The organism is Sphingomonas sp. (assembly GCF_003248515.1).
Classification (GTDB): Bacteria; Pseudomonadota; Alphaproteobacteria; order Sphingomonadales; family Sphingomonadaceae; genus Sphingomonas_I.
The window spans coordinates 250,013-266,265 of sequence record NZ_QFOB01000001.1; the positions used below are offsets into that span (position 1 = coordinate 250,013).

Below are 16,253 nucleotides of genomic sequence, written 5' to 3' on the forward strand. Positions count from 1 at the left end.
TAGATGAACGTCTGGATCGATCCCGCGCCAGTATGGCTTCGGGCTGATGGGCAGCCGCTTCCGCTCAGCCCGACCGCTAATCTGGGTTTCGCGGAGCGTCTTAGCCACGTGTCAGCCTTCGAAATCGTCAATTATGCGTCGAATATACCTTCGTGAATCTGTGCGAACAATCCCGATCAACATTCCTCTTCCAGGGCGAGCGAGTTGAACTTGCGTGAACATGGAATACAGCCTATTCCGACCCTTTCACGGCTGAAACACGGGTTCGATTCCCGTAGGGGTCACCATTCTAGGCTTTCAATAGCTTAGAGGCGATTTTGCGAGATTATCTCGCGTCGCAATCTCCGATTTTTTCCGAACGGCCTGGCCGTGATCGATGCGCGGCGTTGCCATGGGCGCATTGCTCCTCGCCTGGCGCGGCGCGGCAGGCTCTGCGCCAACGGCCTCCCCGATCAGGATAAGCGCCGGCGCGCCTTCAACGATCGCCCGCGCCGCAATCGGAAGCAGATCGAGCCGGGTACGCACTATCTGCTCTTCCGGCAGCGACACGTTGCAGGCGATGAGCACCGGCGTATCGCTGGGCAAGCCGGCGGAGACGAGCGAGCGGCTGATCTCGGGCGCGGCATCCCGCCCCATATAGACGGCAAGGGTGCAGGCCGGATCGGCCAGCGCCTGCCAATCGAGATCCAGCGCCATGCCGCGCCGGCTGTGGGCCGTCACGAACTGCACCCGCCGGGCGATGCCACGCAGCGAGAGCGACAGCCCGGCGGAGGCCGCAGTGGCGCTGGCGGCGGTGATGCCGGGGCAGATGCGCGCCGGGATACCCGCCGCCGCCAGCGCCGTCAGTTCCTCATTCGATCGCCCGAAGATCGAGGGATCTCCACCCTTGAGGCGCAGCACACGCCGGCCTGCGGTTGCCGCGTCCACCAGCAGGCGATCGATCGTTCCCTGATCCCTGGAATGCCGCCCGGCTCGCTTGCCGACCGAGACAAGCTCGGCCTGTGGCGCCAGCTTCAGGATTTCCGGGCCGACCAGCGCATCGTGGAAGATGATATCGGCGCGGGCAAGGAGCCGTTCCGCCTTGCGGGTCAACAGATCCGGATCGCCGGGTCCGGCGCCCACGAGCCAGACGCTGCCGGGGGCGAACTCATCCTGCATCGGTCGTCTCCGCAAGCTGATCGGTGAGAATTCGGGAAAGGGCCGGGCGGCAGGAGCCGCAATTGGTGCCCGCCGAAAGCGCGGTGCCGATTTCCGGCACGGTCGCGAGCCGCTGATCGCGGATCGCGGCTATGATCGCGTGCAGGCCGACATTGAAGCAGACGCAGACGATCGGCCCCGTATCGGCGCGCGCGCCCGGCGCGCGCCCCGCCAGAACGGCAAGCCCCTGTATCATGTCCAGCTGGCCGATCAGCCAGTCGCGCGATGGCAATTCGCCGCTCGCCGTGAGGAAAAGGGTCGCGATCAGGCGGCCATCCTCAAGGATCGCGATCCGGCGACTGCCGCGCGCGGGATCGCTCGCTTCGATCCGTTCGCCTTTCGGCAGCGCGCGTTCGATCGCGGCGGGATCGCCCACGCCCGCAAGTTCGACGAGGGTGCCGCCCGGCACCGCCACTTTCGTCGCCCACAGGCAATCGATCGCGGGTGCGGCACCCCTGACGATCAGGAAACCGCGCCAGTCGATCGACACGGGCTCGATCCGGGCCGGCGTATTCTTGAAGCCCGGCTGGCCGGAATGGGGATCGACGAGGGGGCGGGGTAAAAGGCCCGTGCGCCCCGCCGTCGATGTCCGGTCCGTCCAGTGGATCGGGGTGAAAAGCTCTCCCCGCCTCTGCCCTTCGCTGATGCCCACGCGAAAAAGACTGGATCCGACCGGCGTGGAAATGCGCGCGAGCTCACCTTCGTGGACCCCCCGTTCCTCCGCATCGCGCGGATGGATCTCGACGACCGGCTCCTCGCGATGGCGCGCCAGCTTCGGTGAAAGTCCGGTGCGCGTCATCGTATGCCATTGATCGCGATAGCGGCCGGTGTTCAGCGTCATCGGCCATTCGCGCAACGGCGCATCGATCGCACGCTGGCGTACCGGGATCAGGCGCGCCTTGCCGTCCGGCGTGGAAAAGGGATGCGAGGCGAAGGCATCGCCCCCCCAGATGAACGGTTCCATCGCATCATAATCGGCGTTGCCGATCGCGGCCTTCGCACGCAGGTTCAGCAGGCGCCGGCCATCGTTGCGATAGGCGGTGAGCCGCGCATGTTCGCGCCATATGTCGGCCGGGCGATCATAGACGAACGCACTCTTCCACCCCATTCGACGCCCGACCTGATTGATGATCCACCAGTCGGGCCTCGCTTCGCCCGGCGGCGGCAGCACGGCGCGCTGGCGGCTGACGCGGCGTTCCGAATTGGTCACGGTGCCATCCTTCTCGGCCCATGCGGATGCGGGAAGGCGAACATGGGCGTAGCGGCTGGTGTCCGTTTCGGCGATCACGTCCGACACGACGACGAACGGACAGGTCGCCAGCGCCTCGCGCACCCGGCCGGCATCGGGCAGGGACACGGCCGGGTTGGTCGCCATCACCCACAAAGCCTTGATCCGGCCCTCGCCGATCGCGCGAAACAGATCGACCGCCTTGAGCCCCGGCTTCGTCGCCATTCCTGGGGAGGCCCAGAAGCGGCCGACATCGGCGATGTCCTCCGCGCCGAAGCCGCGATGCGCGGCGAGCGTGGAGGCCAGCCCCCCCACCTCGCGCCCGCCCATCGCATTGGGCTGCCCGGTGATCGAGAAGGGCGCCGCGCCCGGCTTGCCGATCCGCCCCGTCGCCAGATGCAGATTGATGATCGCGTTGACCTGATCGGTGCCGCGGATCGACTGGTTGATCCCCTGGCTGAACAGCGTGACGGTACGCGGGTTCGCCGCGAACAGATCGTAGAAGCGCTGGAGATCGGCGGGCGCCAGATCGCAGGCGGCGGCGACGGAGCCGAGATCATCGCCCGTCCCGATCTCCTCCCAGAAGCCTTCGGGCGTTTCCACCCGCGCCGCCAGATAGGCTTCGTCGATCAGCCCCTCGCGCCGGCAGTGTGCGAGCAGGCCGTTCATCAATGCCACGTCGCTGCCGGGGCGGAGCGGCAGGTGCAGATCCGCCTCCTCGCACGTCTCCGTCCGGCGCGGATCGATGACCACCAGCTTCGTGCCGCGCGCGGCGCGCGCCGCCATGATCCGCTGATAGACGATCGGATGGCACCAGGCCGTGTTCGATCCGACGAGCACGACCAGATCGGCCTCGTCCAGATCGCCATAGGTGGCCGGCACGATATCCTCGCCGAACGCCCGCATATGCCCCGCGACCGCGCTCGACATGCAAAGGCGTGAATTGGTGTCGATATTGGCCGATCCGATGAAGCCCTTCATCAGCTTGTTGGCGAGGTAATAATCCTCGGTCAGCAACTGGCCGGAGACGTAGAAGGCCACGCTGTCCGGCCCGTGCGCGGCGATCGTCTCGGCGAAGCGACGTGCGACGAGATCCAGCGCCTTGTCCCAGCTCGCCCGGCGCCTGCCGATCATCGGATGCAGCAGGCGCCCTTCCAGCCCCACCGTCTCGCCCAGATGCGTCCCCTTCGAACAGAGCCGACCGCGATTGGCGGGATGATCGGGATCGCCCTTGATCGAGAGCGCGCGCTCGCCCGTCCGCTCGGCCAGGATGCCGCAGCCGACGCCGCAATAGGCGCAGGTCGTGCGGACGGGCTCGGCCATCTCAGGCCGCAGCCCGGACCGGCATCGCGATCAGCACGCGATCGCCATCCCTGCGGACGGGCACGGTCGGCGTGCAGCCGCTGTCGTCGCCGATCGCCGCCCCGGTCGCCAGCGCGATCCGGACGTTGTGCAGCGGGCAGGCGACGGCATGGCCATGGACGATGCCCTGGCTCAACGGGCCGCCCTTGTGAGGGCAGCGATCCACCAGCGCGAACACCTCATCGTCATGCGTGCGGAAGATGGCAACCGGCGTTCCGCCCCAGTCCAGCGTGCGGCTGCCGCGCAGGGGAATATCGGAGAAAGCCGCGATATCGATCCAGTCTGTCATGCGCGTCACTCCGCGAACGCAAAAGCGGGGGAAAGCGGCTGGTGGAGATCGGCGCGGTCGCCCGAGGCCCGCTCCGCCCAGGGATCGTCCTGGGAAAAGGATTGCGAATGCCAGAAGCGCGCGGCCAGCGCGTCCCGGCCCGCTTCATCCTCCACCACATGCCGCTTCACATGATCGAGGCCGACGCGCTCGATCCAGGGGGCGGTGCGCTCCAGATAGCGGGCCTGTTCGCGATACAGCTGCACGAAGGCGGCGGCATGATGGATCGCCTCCTCTTCGGTCGTGACCTTCGCCAGCAGGTCGGTCGCGCGGACATGGATTCCGCCATTGCCGCCGACATGAAGCTCATAGCCCGAATCCACGCAGACGATGCCGAAGTCCTTGATCGTCGCCTCGGCGCAGTTTCGCGGACAGCCGGAAACCGCCATCTTGAACTTGTGGGGCATCCAGCTGCCCCAGAAGCCGCGTTCCAGCTTCACGCCGAGCCCGGTGGAGTCCTGCGTGCCGAAGCGGCACCATTCGGAGCCGACGCAGGTCTTCACGGTGCGCAGCGCCTTGCCATAAGCGTGCCCGGAAACCATGCCGGCGGCGTTGAGATCGGCCCAGACGGCGGGCAGATCCTCCTTCCTGATACCGAAGATGTCGAGGCGCTGGCCGCCCGTCACCTTCACCATCGGTGCATCATATTTCTCGACGACATCGGCGATGGCGCGCAGTTCGCGGGGATTGGTCAGCCCGCCCCACATGCGCGGCACGACCGAGTAGGTACCGTCCTTCTGGATGTTCGCATGCAGCCGCTCGTTGACGAAGCGGCTCTGCTGATCGTCGACATAATCGCCGGGCAGCGCGCACAGCAGATAGTAATTGAGCGCGGGCCGGCAGGAGGAGCAGCCGTCGGGCGTCGACCAGTGCAGCTTCTGCATCACCTCGGGGATGGAGCGCATGTCCTGCGCCACGATCTCGCGGCGGACATCATCGTGGCCGAAGCTCGTGCATTTGCACATCGTCTTCGGGCCGGACTGGACGCCGTCACCCAGCGTCAGCGCCAGCAGCGTCTCGACCAGGCCGGTGCACGATCCGCAGCTGGCCGAAGCCTTGCAGGTGGAGCGCACCGCATCCAGGCTGCATGCGCCGCCCGCGATGGAAGCCACGACCTGCCCCTTGCTGACGCCGTTGCAGCCGCAAATCTCGGCATCGTCCGAGAGCGCCGCAACGGCCGCCTTAGGGTCCGCCAGCCCACCCCCGGAGGCGAAGGCCTGGCCATAGATCAGCACGTCGCGAATGTCGGCGACGCTCTCGCCCTTCTTCAGCAGATCGAAATACCAGCTGCCGTCGACGGTATCGCCATAAAGCACCGCGCCGATCACGCGATCGTCGCGCAGCACGACACGCTTGTAGATGCCGCGCGCGGCATCGCGCAGCACGATATCCTCCGCGCCCGGGCCACCCGAAAAATCGCCCGCCGAAAAGACATCGAGGCCCGCGACCTTCAGCTTCGTCGAGGTGACCGAGCCGCGATAGCCGCTTGGCCGCATGACCAGACCGTCGGCCAGGCTGCGGCACATCTCCCACAGGGGGGCCACGAGGCCATAGACGTTGCCGTCATGCTCGACGCATTCGCCGACGGCGAGCACGTCCGGATCGGACGTCACCATATGATCGTCGACGCGGATGCCGCGATTGACCTCCAGGCCGGCGGCGCGGGCCAGCGCCGTGGACGGACGGATACCAACCGCCATGACGACCAGGCTTGCCGGGATTTCGCGACCATCCTTCAGGCGCACACCCTGCACCTTGCCGTCGCCGAAGATTTCCGCCGTATCCGCGCCGGTCAGGATCGTCTGGCCGCGGGCTTCCAGCGCCGTCTTGAGCAGCCAGCCCGCCGCCTCGTCCAGCTGTCGTTCCATCAGCGTCGGCATCAGGTGAATGACCGTCACCTTCATGCCCCGCAGGGTAAGGCCGTGCGCCGCCTCCAGCCCGAGCAGGCCGCCGCCGATCACGACCGCGTCGCCGCCCTTTCCGGCGGCCGCCAGCATCGCATCGACATCCTTCATGTCGCGGAAGCTGATCACGCCCGGCAAATCCTTGCCCGGCACGGGGATGATGAACGGATCGGATCCGGTGGCGATCAGCAGCTTGTCATAATGCGCGATCCGGCCGGATTGGGCCGTCACCGTCTTCGCATCGCGATCGATCGCGATCACCGGATCCCCGGTAACCAGATCGATCTCATTATCGGCATACCAGCCATGCCCGTTGATGACGATCTCCTCGAACGTCTTCTCTCCGGCCAGCACCGGCGAGAGCATGATCCGGTTGTAGTTCACATGTGGCTCGGCCCCGAAGATCGTGACGCGATAGCGGCCGGCATCGCGGGCCAGCAGTTCTTCCACGGCACGGCACCCGGCCATGCCGTTCCCGATCACGATCAGGCGCGCGCGGTCGGGGATCGTCACCGCTTCGGTCAGAGCAGTGTCTTCGGGCCGGTCGAATTCCTGAAAGTCCATGTCCAAGCTCCAGAAACGAAAAAGGCCGCCATCCGGACCACGGGATGAACCGTGGTCTGGATGGCGGCCTTGCCATTCATCGTAAGCCGGCCGGGGCCGGAGCGACGCATTCCGGATCGAGCCTTCCTCGGATCGCCGGAATTATGGGGGCTCGGGCATCGTTGCCCTCACCCCCCAGCAATGCCCCGAATCGGCCGCTTTTGCAAGCGTCCCGATCGATCCCGATCATCAAAACGCCCAGTCCGCCTGAAGCCAGATCTTGCGCGTATCCGCAGCAAAGCGCCGGGCATCATAATCCGCATAGCGCACGGAAAGGGTCGTCTTGCCGATCTTGCCGGACAGGATCACATCCCATTCGGTTCCATAATGCTGATCCAGCCGATCGCTGCGAAAATCGTGATAGACGATCTGCGCGAGCACGCCGGCAAAAGGCCCCGCTTTCTTCCAGCCATAGCCCGCGCTTCCATAAAGATCGCGCACGCCATTCGGCGGGGTCGTCAGGAATTTGTCGGCCCATCCCTGGAATTTGAAATTGGTGCCCAGTGGAGTCTGGAAGCTGGTCAGCGCCACGCCCCTGTCGGCGCCCAGCACTTCATATCCGGCGCCGATCCGGAGCATCCGCCATTCAAGCATCGCGTCCGCCAGATAATAATCGGCCGCATAAGCGTTCGGATTGTTGTGAAAATCCGTCTGGTGCGCGTAGCTCAATTGATAGCTGAGCTTCGCCGTCTTCGAAAAAGCGTGACTGCCCGCGAAACGCGCGCCGACCGTCTTGCTGGACAGGCGAAAGCCCTGCACGGCGGCCTCGTCCTGATCGATCCAATAGCCGAAGCCCGTCAGCGTGCCGAGGCTGGTCACATAGGAAAGGTTGGCGAGGACGGTATCGCCGGATACGGCCTGCTGCCGCGCGCCGGTTCCCTGAAAACCCCAGATCGTGCGAACGCCCCACACATAGCTCACGTCCGCCTTCAGGCCCCTGATCGGCGTCGCCTCCGCCCGCACGGCATCGAAGGTCTGGGCATTGTCGCGGAAGGCGACATTTCCGACGAAACGCTCGTCATCCAGCACGATGCGCTGGCGGCCCGCCGTCACCGTCACGCCCGGCGCCCTGTACTGGATCTGGGCGACATAGAGCGCGATATTGTCCGGATCGGCCACCAGCGGACGATTGGCGAGGCCGTTCAGCCCATCATAGGCATCTCCGGCCGGAGAGACCGCGCCCTGCCCGATCACGATGGCGGAAATCCTCCCGCTCGTGCCCGAGAGGCCCAGCCGCCCGCGGATCGAGAAATCGTCTCCGGATGTGTGGGCGAGGCCCTCCTGATCGACATTTTCATAACGAAAACGAAGCTCGGCGATCGGCTTCAGCGTGATGGGCGCGGCGCAGGCCGGCCCCGCGACGGCCGCGCAGGCCGCCGTCATCATGAGATTGCGCATATGTCCCCCTTTGGCAGGCCGCCCGCCCCCCGGGAGGCTGGCCTCGTGGACCGGGGAGGAACGAGCATCCTTCCCCGGCCCCTCGAATTCAGATCCTGGCGGAAATCGTCGCGCCCCACGTCCGCCGCCAGCGATGCTTGACGAGGTTCAGGCCGATCAATGCCGCGCAGGCAAGGCCCGCGAAGATCAGGAAGCCATATTGGAAGCTGCCGGTCAGTTGCTTGGCGAAGCCGAGCGAGGAGGCGAGGTAGAAGCCGCCGATGCCGCCTGCCATGCCGACCAGCCCGGTCATGATGCCGATGTCGCTGGCGAAGCGCTGCGGCACGAGCTGGAAAACCGCGCCATTGCCCGCGCCCAGTGCCAGCATCGCCACGACGAACAGGCCCAGCGCCATCGCCACCGTGGATGCGCTGCTGACCCCGATCAGGGCGAGGGCGGCGATCACATAAGCGATGGCGAGCGTCTTCACGCCGCCGATCTGGTCGCCCACCGCGCCGCCGATCGGACGGATCAGCGAACCGGCGAATACGCAGGCCGCCGTGCAATAGCCGGCCATGATCGTCGTCAGCCCGAATTGATCGGTGAAGTAGATGGGCAGTGATGCGGCCAGACCGACGAACCCGCCGAAGGTGACGCTGTAGAAAGCCATGAACCACCACGCATCGGCGGTCTTCAGCAGTTCCGCATAATCCTTGATCCGGCGCGGTGCGGGCGCGTTCGGCGCATCCTTCGCCATGACAAGGTAGAGCACCAGCACGATCGCGAGCGGGATGCAGGCAAGGCCCAGCACGGCATTCCAGCCGAACAGCTTTGCCAGCATCGGCGCGAAGAGCGAGGCGAGCACCGTGCCCGAATTGCCCATTCCGGCGATCCCCATCGCCTTGCCCTGATGCTCCGCCGGATACCAGCGACTGGCGAGCGGCAGCGCGATCGCGAAGCTTGCCCCGGCAAAACCGAGGATCACGCCCAGCGCCAGCGTGCCGGCGAAACTGGAGACGCCGGTGAAGTAAGCAAAGGCGAGACCCACGATCACGATGACCTGGCTGATCGCGCCCGAGCGCTTCGGGCCGATGCGATCCACCAGCAGGCCATTCACGACGCGCAGGATCGCGCCGGCCAGCGTGGGCGTTGCCACCATCAGGCCTTTCTGGGCAGCGGAGAGATGCAGCGTCTTGGCGATTTCCGGCCCAAGCGGGCCAAGCAGAACCCAGACCATGAAGGCCAGATCGAAATAGAGAAAGGCGGCGATCAACGTGGGCTTGTGCCCCGCCTGCCAGAAGCCGCCAGCCTTGCCTTCATTCGCGTCGCTCACCGAGCGATCCCATGCAGCCGTGGCCATGATGTCCCCCCAAAAAATGTGCGTGAAACGAAAAAAAGCCGCGATCCGGCGGCCTGCGATGCAGGCTGCGGACAGCGGCTTTGCTGGTTCGATTAGGTGGGAGAGGCGGCCCGGCGCTGGGCGCTATCCCGATGCAGCGCGCGACACCGCGTGCTTGCCTATAAAAATCCGTGAACTATCCCATTTTGGCAAGCAAAAAATCGGCGCGCCGAATATCATGGAAGTTGAGAGAGATACTTGGCGATATCGTCGGGATCGAAGATGCGTCCATCGAAGAAGCGGTCCGGCCCCAGGGTGAGCGCCCCGCGCACGGTCGTCACGCTCTGGGCCGATTCGAGCGCTCCCTCCACCTTGCTGCTCGCCCCCGGCATCGGCAGGTCCGTGCCCGCCAGCGCACGGCGATAAATATCCGGCCGGAAGACCGCGCCGGCCGCCGCCTCGCGCTCCCCGCTCGGCTCGATCATCTTCCAGCGCACGAATTGCGAATAGATCCAAAGCGCCTGGCTCCGCCACGGAAAGCCCGTCGCTTCGCGCGAGAACAGGATGAAATCCCGGATCGGAACGGGCGGCGCCCCCCGGCGGGGCAGGATGCTTCCCGAAAGCGCGCGGGCGATCAGCTCGGCCGGCTGGTCCACGATGTCGCTCCGGCCGAGGAGCGAAACCAGCGCCTCGCGATTGGCCGGATCGTCGCACCAGGCGGCGGCATGCGCGGTCGCGCGCAACAGCCGATCGACCGTATCGGGATTGCGCTCCATCCAGTCGCGCCGGAAGGTCAGCGTCTTTTCCACGCCGCGCCGCCAGATCCGCTCGCCCACGGCCACCGCTTCGGCCAGCCCCGCCTCGATCGCGGCGCTGCCCCAAGGTTCGCCCGCGCAGAAGCCATCCGTTTCCCCCAGCGCCATCGCTTCCACCATCAGCGAAGGAGGCAGCACGCGCAGCACCACATCGCGATCGGGATCGACCCCGGCGCTCGCCAGCCAGTAGCGCAGCATCAGCGCGTGGCTGGAATGGCGATGGACGACGCCGATCACGGGCTTGCGCCGATGCAGCCCGATCGCGGCGGCGAAATCATGCGCCGTCGCCAGCGGATCCTCCAGTCGTGCGCCCAGATCCTGATCCAGCGCGGCGGCAAAGTCGGTCGACATGACGACGAGATTGCCGTTGACGCTCAGCTTGTAGGGCGCCGCCAGCTCCGCCGGTTGCTGGCTCAGCCCCAGCGTCACCGCCACGGCCAGCGGCGCCAGCATGTGCGCGGCCTGGACGTGACCGTAGACGAGCCTGTCGCGCAACGTCGCCCAGCTCGTATCGCGGATCAGCGTGAGATCCACGCCCTCCGCCTCGGCAAAGCCCCGCTCGCGCGCGGCGACCAGAACGGCCGCGTCCGTCAGCCCCAGGAAGGCGGCGCGTACGGGGATCATGCGCCCCCTCCCAGCAGATCGTGCGCGGTGATCAACGCGGTGGCGACATCGGCCATCTTCTTTCCCTGGTTCATCGCCGATGTGCGCAGGAGCGCATAGGCTTCGGGTTCGCTCAGGTTCCGGCTCGCCATCAGGATCGATTTGGCGCGATCGATCACCTTGCGGTCCGCCAGTTGCGTCCGCGCCTCATCCAGTTCGCTGCGCATCCGCGCGAAGGCGTTGAAGCGGCGCACGGCCAGATCGATGATCGGCTTCACCCGATCCTTGCGCAATCCATCCACCACATAAGCCGAAACCCCGGCATCGATAGCCGCCCCGATCATGGCATCGTCCGATTGATCGACGAACATCGCGATCGGCCGCGCCAGCGCCCGGCTCACCAGCAGCATCTCCTCCAGCGCGTCGCGGCTGGGATTGCCGAGGTCCATCAGCACCACATCGGGGGACAGCCGTTCCAGCCGCGCCACGAAAGCGCCACGCGCCGAAACGAGGTGGATGTCCTCATAGCCCGCATCGCGCAGCCCTTCCTCAAGGACCGACGCCCGTGCCCCGCTGTCATCGATTATGACGATCCGCATCCACCACCTTCGCAGGTGCAACATATCATGCAGGCGATGGCTATCGTCAAACCTTCGAACGCTCCTCCCACTCGGCGAGAAACGGCCGCATCGCCCTATTTTGCTATCGGTCGGGAGAGGGCGGTCGTTCCGCGTGACTCGTCCGTCGCCACTTCGGCCCAGGCCAGCCGCAGGCCACCGCGCGAATCCCCCGCCTCGGCCCGGCCACCGCGCGCCACGATTCCCGCCGCGACGGCGCGCCTTTGCGCAAGCAGGCCGCCCTCGACCGAAACGATCCTCTGCTGCCGGGCCGAAGCCCAGGCCGCGAGATCCAGCGCGACGCTGTCGATCACGCCCTGATCGATCGAAATCGACGGCAGAGCGGCGTCCGCCGGCGGGCTCAGGGCCACCGACCAGCCGGAGAGCGATCGACCGGCCCGCATTTCCAGCGCGCGATAGCCGGCGAGGCCAAGGCCGGGCAGGGCGGATGCCGTCGCCGCCAGCCGGTGCGCCGCCATATCCACCTGAACGGTTCCCGGATCGACGCCCGCGATCAGCGCCAGATCGCCGACGGCGCGATCGCGGGCGCCGGCCACGGCATCGCGGGCATTTTCCGTCGCGCGCGCGATCTGGGCGGCTTCGGCAGCACCCGCATCCAGCGAAATGCGCAGCTGATCGACATGCACATCCACGGGCCGTGCCAGCCTGCGCCGCAGATCGGCCGCGATCCGCCGATCGGCCGTGGGATCGAGCCGGGGCGTGAGAATCACGGCGCGGATCCGCATCGGATCGGCGGAATGATCGATATCCATCTGGCTGAGGCGGGATCCATCCGGGAAGGGCGCGCGCACGGCATCGCGCACCTGGCGCTGGGCGACCGCCTCGAACGCGATCCGGCGCAGCGTGGTGCCGAGCGGGATGGAAAGCAGGCCCAGCGCCACGACGAACAGCACAAGCTGCCAGCCGGTATGAGCGGGCGAAAGATGGCTGCCGAAACCATAAACGCGCGCCACCAGCGCCGCCGTGAGCGCGATGGTGACGGCGTTGGTGAGGAACAGGAGCAGAGAGCCCGAAAAGACCGTCCAGTTCGCGGTCGCGATGCCGAAGCCGACGACGACGAGCGGCGGCATCAGGGCGATGGCGATGGCCACGCCCACCACCGTGCCGCCGCGCCCGCGAATCAGCGCATAGCCGCCGGCGATCGCGGACAGCAGGGCAACGAGCAGATCGAACAGGGTCGGCTGGGTGCGCCCCGCAATTTCACTGGTGATGGTCTGCAACGGCGAGATCGACACGAAGACCACCGTCTGGGCGATGGCGATCGCGGCCCCCGCGCACAGCGCCGTCGCGGTGCGCCGCATCTCATGGAAATCCAGCGTCGCGATGCCGAAGCCCAGACCGATGATCGGCATCATCAACGGAGAGAGCAGCATGGCCCCGATCAACACCGCTACGGAGGGCATGAGCAGACCGAGCAGGGAAATCGCGCCCGAAATCACGATCAGGAAGGCATAGCGGCCCGACCAGCCCGAATCCTCCGCGATCTGGCGCAGCACCCGATCATGATCGACCCCGCCGACCACCATCATCCGCCACCAGCGCGCGATCTTGCTCCGCTCCTCCTGCCCTTCCGAACCGATCAAAACATGCTCCCTGACGTTGCGCTGCCCCATCCCTAGGTCGGTTCGGCGCCTCCCGGCAACGTATGCGGGCCGATCGGACGATGCCGGCGCGGCTAGGAGGAGCGCGTTCCAGACGCTAGACCGGCGCGATGACCGATGCCGACATCCTTCTGATCGAGCGGCTGGCCGATGCGGCCGGCGCGGCGATCCGCCCCTTCTTCCGCGCGCGTTTCGAGATCGAGACCAAGCCGGATGCCTCCCCGGTCACGCAGGCGGATCGCGCCGCGGAGGCCGCGATCCGCGCCATTCTGGAAGCCGAACGCCCGCAGGATGGCATCATCGGCGAGGAATATGGCGTCGCGCGTGAGGAGGCCGCCCGCATCTGGGTGATCGATCCGATCGACGGCACGCGCGCCTTTCTGGCCGGACGCCCCCTCTTCGGTACGCTGATCGCCCTGCTGGAAGAGGATCGGCCGCTCCTGGGCCTGATCGATCAGCCGATCGCGCGCGAGCGCTGGATCGGCGCCGCCGGCCGGCCCACCACCTTCAACGGCGCGCCTGCCGCCACCCGTGCCTGCGCCGCGCTGGCCAGGGCGCATCTGGGCACTACGGGACCTTATCTGTTTCCCGAAGCGGACCAGCCGGGATTCGATCGGCTGCGCGGCCAGGTGCGCGACACGATCTGGGGTGGCGATTGCCACAATTACGGGCTTGTCGCGTCGGGCCATATCGATCTGGTCGTGGAGGCCAATCTGAAGCTCTATGATTTCGCGGCACTGGTGCCCGTGGTCGAGGGCGCGGGCGGCCGCATGACCGACTGGGCGGGACAGTCGCTCGGCCGCGAGAGCGACGGCCGGGTGATCGCGGCGGGCGATCCCGCGCTGATCGAGGAGGCGATCACGGCCCTCACCTCCTGATCGACCCGCGCCTCTTCCAGCGTGAGGTGGCATAAAGCGGCGCCGGGGCGCTCCCCTGCCCGGCCTTCCATAGAAAAGCCGCCGCCGGGAAGCTTGATGATGCGCGGGCCGGCACGCCTTCAAGAACCCGCTTTTCCGCGCATTTTCTGGCCTTCTCTCAAAGCTTTATCGGCTTCTTGTCGTGCTGGGCCTTCCAGTCGGCACTCTTGCCCTTGCCGACGTCCTTGCGCGGATCGCCCTTGTCGGTGCGCTGCGCGGCCGCGCTGGCACCCGCCAGCACCGGCCCGCACGCCGCCGCCTTCGCATCGCCCGGATCCACGAAGGCGAGGATCGCCGCCAGCGGGCTCGCCGCAACGCCCAGCGCCACGCTGGCACCGCCCCGTGCCAGCAATTGCGGCGTGACGATCTGGATCGCTGGCGCCGCAAAGTGGCCGCCTATGCCCACCGGGGACTGGCCGGAGAACAGGCTGAACTTCTTGGCATCCGCCCGGAAGGACAGGCTCATCGATTCGTCGCGGAAGCTGAATCCGCCCTTGGCCGTCATCACATTCTTGCTGGTATCGATCAGCACCGGATCGGCCGCCGCAATGCCATCGCGCACCGTGAAGCCGATCAGGCCGCAATTGATCTGCACCGGTTCCTTCAGCTTCTTTTCGAACATCTTCTGCACGAATGTGCCGACATCGAATTCGGAAAGCTGGGTATAGCTGGTCCAGAAGGTGCCGCGCGGCAGGATCACGGCGATGCGGCCGTTGGAGCTCGCCAGCGAATCGCGCACCGTATTGCCAGTGCCCGTCATCTTCACGCGCGCCTTGATCGTGCCCGTCGTGCCGCCATTGTCGACGCCGAAGCGCGCGAGCAATTTGCCCATCGGCGTGGGCGACATGCGGATATCATAATCGGTGACGATCGCGGGTTCGCGCGCATTGATCGCGATATCGCTGTCGACATGGCCGCCCGCCATATCGAAATTGAGCGGGCTGAGCTTCATCAGCGAATGATCGAGATCGAGGCCGAGCAGGATATTCGTGATCGGCACGAAAGGCTGGCGGATATCGGCCACCTTATAGGTCACCTTGGCGTCAAACGCCTTGATGGCGTCCACGCGCAGCGGCGCATCGGGCAGGATGCGCGGATAGGCGGCGTCCTGCTTCACGGCGGCGGTGGCGCCGCTGGTGGCGAGCGCATCGGGGTTATAGCCGATGAACGGCCCGATATCGATCATGTCGACGCGCCGGCTGGCGAGATCGGCCTTCAGAAACAGGCGATCCGCCGTCCCGGCGCGCGGCACCGTGACCGTCATGGCGCCGCCGATATCACTGCTGCCGTAGCTGCCGGCGATGCGCGTGAATTCATAATCGCGGCCGCGCTTGGTGAGGTGCGATCGCAGGCGATAGGCGCGCGTATCGGGAACGGCGATTCCGGCGAGATCGAAGAGGTTGCGCAGATTCTGGCCGCGCACCTGCACGGCGAGATCCGCGCCTTCGATCTGCGTGGCGCCCGGCAGCGTGCCGGAAACGTCCAGGCTGGATCGCGCCGCGCGGGCATGAAGCTCGAACTGGTTGCGGCCGCCGGCCATCACCTCGTTGGGCGACGTCTGGCTGCCGGTGAGCGTGAAGGGGATGCCCCGCGCAGTGCCCTCCCCGGCAAACCGGATGTTGCTGGCGAAGCGCGTGTCGCGCGCGCTGATCGCCTGGAAACGCACGTCCGCGAACAGCCGCATCGCCGGATCGCCATAATGGACGGCGGTGCCCGTCACGGCCGCCCTGCGGATCAGCGGCATTTCGAAAGGTTCGCCCGGCTTGTCCGGATCGCCGAACGTCCAGCTGTTGCGCTTGTGCGCCTTGTCCCATTCCAGCCAGACCGCGCCGTCGATGAGGCTCAGCCATTCCACATTGCGGCGTCCGAAGATCAGCGGAATCGTCTCGATCCGCGTATCGATCAGCTTCGAGGCGAAAAGATTGGGCCTGGAAGCCCATGACGGATTGGCAACCGTCAGCCCCTCGGCCAGGAACTTCACGTCGATCGGATCGAAATAGAAGTTGAAGTCGCCCGCCACCTTGATGTCGCGTTCCGCCATGCGGCTGGCGACACGTTCGAACGTGTGCTTGAGGAAGCGGCCCTTGGTGACGAACAGCACCAGCCAGGCGAGAAACAGCAGGCCGAAGAGCGTGGCGACCAGCGAAACGCCCGTCGCGATCGCAGTGGCCGCCGGATCGCGGCGCCCCGAAGCGCCGCCGCGATCGCCCTTCAGGGACGGATGGTTGGACAAATCGACCATCTGCGCCCAACCCTTCGGGGCGACGCTCGGTTCCGGTTGCGAATCTCCGGCGACTTCCCTATAGGCGCGCGCTTCCAAGCGATTATCGCGAGAACTGCC

The 16,253-nt window shown here is 66.4% G+C and carries 11 protein-coding genes; 1 reads left to right on the forward strand and 10 read right to left on the reverse strand.

Features of this window, described 5'->3' with window-relative positions; all coding sequences use genetic code 11:
- Nucleotides 1–297 precede the first annotated feature (297 nt).
- The 9 genes from cobA to DI605_RS01270 form a co-directional block, all read right to left on the reverse strand.
- Nucleotides 298–1,158 (reverse strand): uroporphyrinogen-III C-methyltransferase, encoded by an 861-nt coding sequence (gene cobA / locus DI605_RS01230; protein ID WP_293968102.1) that lies wholly within the window; start codon nucleotides 1,156–1,158, stop codon nucleotides 298–300.
- Nucleotides 1,148–3,748 (reverse strand): nitrate reductase, encoded by a 2,601-nt coding sequence (locus DI605_RS01235; RefSeq protein WP_293968105.1) that lies wholly within the window; start codon nucleotides 3,746–3,748, stop codon nucleotides 1,148–1,150. The genes cobA and DI605_RS01235 overlap by 11 nt, the downstream gene beginning before the upstream one ends.
- 1 nt (nucleotide 3,749) lies before the next feature.
- Nucleotides 3,750–4,076, reverse strand: a complete 327-nt coding sequence (nirD, locus tag DI605_RS01240; protein ID WP_293968108.1) for a nitrite reductase small subunit NirD — start codon at nucleotides 4,074–4,076, stop codon at nucleotides 3,750–3,752.
- Between the two features lie 5 nt (nucleotides 4,077–4,081).
- Nucleotides 4,082–6,583, reverse strand: coding sequence for a nitrite reductase large subunit NirB (gene nirB / locus DI605_RS01245; protein WP_293968111.1), 2,502 nt, complete (start codon nucleotides 6,581–6,583; stop codon nucleotides 4,082–4,084).
- A gap of 228 nt (nucleotides 6,584–6,811) precedes the next feature.
- On the reverse strand, nucleotides 6,812–8,020 hold the full coding sequence (locus DI605_RS01250; RefSeq protein WP_293968114.1) for a hypothetical protein: 1,209 nt from the start codon (nucleotides 8,018–8,020) through the stop codon (nucleotides 6,812–6,814).
- An 88-nt stretch (nucleotides 8,021–8,108) separates the two neighbouring features.
- The gene (locus DI605_RS01255; protein WP_293968116.1) at nucleotides 8,109–9,359 is read right to left on the reverse strand and encodes a NarK/NasA family nitrate transporter; all 1,251 of its coding nucleotides are present in this window, start codon (nucleotides 9,357–9,359) and stop codon (nucleotides 8,109–8,111) included.
- 215 nt (nucleotides 9,360–9,574) lie between these two features.
- Nucleotides 9,575–10,777, reverse strand: coding sequence for a CmpA/NrtA family ABC transporter substrate-binding protein (locus DI605_RS01260; protein ID WP_293968119.1), 1,203 nt, complete (start codon nucleotides 10,775–10,777; stop codon nucleotides 9,575–9,577).
- Nucleotides 10,774–11,355 (reverse strand): ANTAR domain-containing response regulator, encoded by a 582-nt coding sequence (locus DI605_RS01265; RefSeq protein WP_293968122.1) that lies wholly within the window; start codon nucleotides 11,353–11,355, stop codon nucleotides 10,774–10,776. Before DI605_RS01265 ends, DI605_RS01260 begins: the two co-directional genes overlap by 4 nt.
- A 95-nt stretch (nucleotides 11,356–11,450) precedes the next feature.
- Entirely contained in the window at nucleotides 11,451–12,977 is a 1,527-nt protein-coding gene (locus DI605_RS01270; protein ID WP_293968125.1) for a DUF389 domain-containing protein, read from the reverse strand.
- A 128-nt stretch (nucleotides 12,978–13,105) separates the two neighbouring features.
- Here DI605_RS01270 and hisN point away from each other — a divergent pair, with 128 nt between their 5' ends.
- The gene (hisN, locus tag DI605_RS01275; protein ID WP_293968128.1) at nucleotides 13,106–13,873 is read left to right on the forward strand and encodes a histidinol-phosphatase; all 768 of its coding nucleotides are present in this window, start codon (nucleotides 13,106–13,108) and stop codon (nucleotides 13,871–13,873) included.
- Between the two features lie 157 nt (nucleotides 13,874–14,030).
- Here the strand turns inward: hisN and DI605_RS01280 are convergent, their stop codons facing one another.
- Complete coding sequence (locus tag DI605_RS01280; protein ID WP_293968131.1) at nucleotides 14,031–16,154, reverse strand: AsmA family protein; 2,124 nt, start codon at nucleotides 16,152–16,154, stop codon at nucleotides 14,031–14,033.
- Nucleotides 16,155–16,253 lie beyond the last annotated feature (99 nt).